The sequence below is a fragment of the bacterium genome, assembly GCA_035527515.1.
In the GTDB taxonomy this organism is placed as follows: Bacteria; B130-G9; B130-G9; order B130-G9; family B130-G9; genus B130-G9.
The window spans coordinates 1-4,189 of the sequence record DATLAJ010000104.1 but is presented as its reverse complement, the minus strand read 5'-3'; the positions used below and the strand labels follow the sequence as shown (position 1 = coordinate 4,189).

Genomic DNA, 4,189 nt, shown 5'->3' with positions numbered 1-4,189 from the left:
TGTAATGGCCGAGGAGGGCTACTCGAGAATCCCGGTCTTCGAGGACAACATCGACAACATAGTCGGCCTCGTTCACGTCAGGGACCTCATCCGGCAGGAGATCATCCACGGCAGCGAGCCTTTCGAGATATCGAAGATAATGATGAAGCCTTTCTTCGTGCCCGAGACCAAGAAGGCCAGGGACCTTCTGGCCACGTTTCGGACGGATAGGAACCTCATGGCGATCGCAGTCGATGAGTATGGCGGCACTGCGGGGCTGATCACGATAGAGGACCTGCTGGAGGAGATAGTTGGCGAGATACGGGGTGAGTTTGAGCCTGAGCTGGAAGAGCCCATCAAGGTGCTCGACGAGAACACTATCGTCGCGGACGGGAACACGGACCTCGACCTGCTTCAGGAGCACGTCAAGCTCTCCGTAGAGAACCCGGACTTCGACACGCTTGCCGGGTTCATACTTGATCATATTGGCTTTGTTCCTGCCGAGAAGGAGAGCTTTGACTTCGACGGGCTTCGCTTCACTGTGCTCGAGGCGGACGAACGGCGGATTCTGAAGGTCAAGATCGAACGCCTACAATCTGAAACCGATGCCGAGCACGACGAATAGAATGCTAGTTACTGACGCTTTGTCGGGGCGGTGACTCAGAATCCCCCATAGCAGCTTCAGCATCAATAAACTGGAGGCACAATGACTTACACGAACATCCTCTATGAAAAGAAGGGGCACATACTGGTCCTCGCGATCAACCGCCCAAAGGCGCTGAACGCGCTCAACGCCGAGACGCTGAACGAGCTTGATGACGCGATCCAAAAAGCCAAAGATGACGACGAGATACGGGCCATCGTTCTGACCGGCGTGGGTGAGAAGGCGTTCGTTGCCGGCGCGGACATAGGCGAGATAGTCGGCCTGGACAGGGTGTCAGGGGAAGCTTTCTCGAGGCGCGGTCAGGAGCTATTCCTGACGATCGAGAACCTCGGCAAGCCTGTCATTGCGGCCGTCAACGGTTTCGCGCTCGGCGGAGGCTGCGAGCTTGCAATGGCGTGCACGATCCGCATTGCCTCAACCAACGCCAGCTTCGGACAGCCAGAGGTCAAGCTCGGGCTAATCCCAGGCTACGGCGGAACGCAGCGGCTGACGCGCCTCGTGGGTAAGTCCAACGCGATGCAGATGATGCTGACCGGCGAGATAATCTCTGCACAGCGGGCCTACGAGATTGGCCTGGTCTCAAAGATAGTCTCGCCCGATGCACTAATGCAGGCCGCGGAGAAGCTTGCGAGTAAGATCATCTCGATGGGCCCGCTGGCTGTTGCGGCCTCGATTGAGCTAGTTAACAAGGTTTACGAAGAGCCGCAGCTTTCTGATGGCCTGAGACGCGAGGCAAATCTGTTCGGGGCCATCTGTGCAACCGAAGATGCCAAGGAGGGCACAAGCGCCTTCCTCGAAAAGCGCAAGGCCGCGTTCAAGGGGAAGTAGGGCAGCCAGCATTCCCGTAGCATTCTTGGGGCTGCGCTATCGGGGTCTAGCGCGAGGAGGGGACGTTTCTTGGCAAGCTTGACGCCAGATGCCGCATCATCTCGCCACGCGCCGACGGACTCAACAATCGCCACGACTGTGGCAGCCGTGACGCCTCACTACTCGAAGTTTTTCACCTACGACATGCTGGGCGTAACAAACGAGCACATCGCCCACACAGAGCCACAGCCCAACCCCATCGTCGCGCTTGACATCGAGGCGACCGGCCTCTATCGGCCCGACGGCCTCGTCGAAAACATCCTGATAACCAGCTACTTAAAGAGCGACAACGAATACATCATCCGCCAAAATCCCACGCTCGTCATCGAGGGCTACGACATCGCCTTCAAGGACGCCGGCTACAAGCGCTTCCGCCTCCCCACCGACGACTTCGTTCAATACTGCTTTGCCAAGCGGCCGGTTGAGTTCCTGCCGTAGGGCATATCGCACCCAGCTTGCCTGCTCAGGCGCACGTAGTATGATGAATGCTGGACTCTTTCGTTAAATAGAGGAATGCGAGAATGTCATCTTGTTCGGACAGGGATTTCATTTGGCGCAAGTTGGGCTTCTGCCTCGAATGGTGCTGTAAACGCCTTGTGACAGCAGGTTATTGGAAAGGTGTATTGCCTTCGGACAACCTCTTTGATCGATTGAAGTACCCCACATGTGAAACGGGAAGAGGGCACGAAGTCGTTTCTCGTATTGCGATTCGGGCGTTCCTAGTCATGGTCGTTGTGACTCTCGGTCTTTCGCCGCTCCCCTGGCCTTCGTATCTGGTGGATTCTGCCAGGTATCTCCAGAGCGCGTTGGCTCAGTCCGTGGCGGCCCTGTTGGCGGTGTGCTTCACCGTAGCATTTGTAACATTCCAGGTCGCCTCATCGGGACCGACGCCGAGGGCTGCGCGGGTAATTCTCCGAAGTCCTGCTCTGTACACCCTCTTGGCAATGGGAGGATCGACTATCCTCTTCTCGCTTGCGTTCCTGGTATTGATACCGACACCGGATGACCTGCCTGAGGATGCATTCCTGATTAGATTGTCCGTCTCGGCAGCCGCTACCGGAGTCCTAGCAGGCTTCTGCATACTTGTGTTGACTGTCCTCTTCTTCGTTTACGCGCTGGACTATTTGAGACCTGAGACGGTTGTGGAAATGCACACGCGACTTCTCAAAGATCAACAACTGATGTTGACGGATGCAGACGACCCGCGCCGTTTATCCCTCGAGATCAGAGAGGAGCTGTTAGAGTTGGTCAATCTTGGCGAGAACCTGATAAGGCGGGATGATCGAAGGGTCTTCAGCCTGTTCATGGAGCGATTGAGTGAATGCTTTGGCCAGGCCCTCCAAGTCTGGGATAGAACCCAGCTTCAACAAGACTTCGAACTCAGATCTTTGGCGCTTGATGTGATCACTGCTTACACCGTTTACACCTTTACTCCGTTGATTGATCGTGTCGATTCCCTTTGTGTCGAAGGAATATCCCAATTACCAGCTCAAGATGTGGAGAAGAAGTGGAGCCAACTTGAGAGGGATTGGCTGAGTCCTGTTTTCACGGCTGCCGAATCACAGTTAGACATTTGCTTGGCAGCGGAGACTGTCAAACCACTGGAAATGACCTTGAGTATTCTGGGCTATCTGAGCAACGCGTACAAACCCAAATTCATTAGGAGTTTCCTGCCTAAATGGGGGAGGGAAGTCGCGTCATCTATTCAGAAGCTCGATCGTGCCGCTCAGGGCGCGAAGCTGGAGCACATTCGGGTCCTGATGAATGACCTCGAAGAGATCATAAGGCTCTGCTTCGTCAACAATGTGGATGAGAAAGAGAAGCTCCTTGATGCGATGCTTCTGGAGACACTTGATGATAGCGGAGATACAGCGCCCATGTTCAAGCACTGGGAGGGACCCGAGGGCCCTGTTGGAGTGAAGATGCAATATATTGACTCGGTTCGACAGATCTTCTGGCGCGCCTTGTTTGAGGTCGCTGGCCCGGTATTTGATCCAGATCTTAAACCTTGGCCACGTTGGCAGACGAAGATGGACTATGTGGGGTACGTCGCGAAGCTCTCCGATGTTGAAGTGACATGCGGCTTTCCCAAATCGTCATTCCTCGAGGATATCCTGCAGGACGTATGGCGTGAAGGTCTAAGACATTGGAGAATGCGAGATAACGGTCCCAGAGAATACACCGGCACCCAATACATCACGTTTTGGCTTTGGCTGAGAATCTACCTCGCTGAGGGTTTAGGAATCTGGCCGGTGAGGAACTCCGCCGCCGGATCCTCGCTCGACCAGAAGCTTCTCACGGTGTTAGATCAAGCCATTGAGAATATGACCATGGACTCATCGGTGTGGTTCTTTTTGACCGGGACTGATAGGAACGCCCCTGACTCTAACAGAGTCTCTAAGCAAGCAGTGAACAGATCTCTTGACGCACTGAGCAAAGCGATTCACGGAGGCGATAGCACGCAAGCCTCCGAGGACGGCGCATAGACCAGCTCGTAAGGCCATCACCCCAATCCCAGTTGCCCTATCGCCTTCTCTAGCTCGTCGGCGAGCAGCTTGCCTGGCTTCAGCACGGCCCTCTTGGCCCAGTGTATCTCAGCTCCACGGTGAGGGCATTTCATTCCAGCTCACCCTCGCTCTTATTGTCCCGAAAACGCAGCGTCTCGTTTTCCGGCGCGTT

4 protein-coding genes are annotated in these 4,189 nt (G+C 55.2%); all 4 read left to right on the top strand.

Annotated features, from left to right (window positions below; translation table 11 throughout):
- On the top strand, positions 1–604 hold a 604-nt coding region (locus tag VM163_07750), incomplete at its 5' end, for a transporter associated domain-containing protein (protein HUT03767.1).
- An 81-nt stretch (positions 605–685) separates the two neighbouring features.
- Positions 686–1,471: an enoyl-CoA hydratase-related protein gene (locus tag VM163_07745; GenBank protein ID HUT03766.1), complete on the top strand. Its 786-nt coding sequence runs from the start codon at positions 686–688 to the stop codon at positions 1,469–1,471.
- Positions 1,472–1,540: 69 nt separating this feature from the next.
- Positions 1,541–1,948 (top strand): hypothetical protein, encoded by a 408-nt coding sequence (locus tag VM163_07740; GenBank protein HUT03765.1) that lies wholly within the window; start codon positions 1,541–1,543, stop codon positions 1,946–1,948.
- Positions 1,949–2,133: 185 nt separating this feature from the next.
- Positions 2,134–3,996, top strand: coding sequence for a DUF2254 family protein (locus VM163_07735; GenBank protein HUT03764.1), 1,863 nt, complete (start codon positions 2,134–2,136; stop codon positions 3,994–3,996).
- Positions 3,997–4,189: the final 193 nt, after the last annotated feature.

Coding starts and splice junctions, on each gene's coding strand:
- VM163_07745 (HUT03766.1), top strand. CDS start 686: ATGACTTACACGAACATCCTCTATGAAAAGAAGGGGCACATACTGGTC.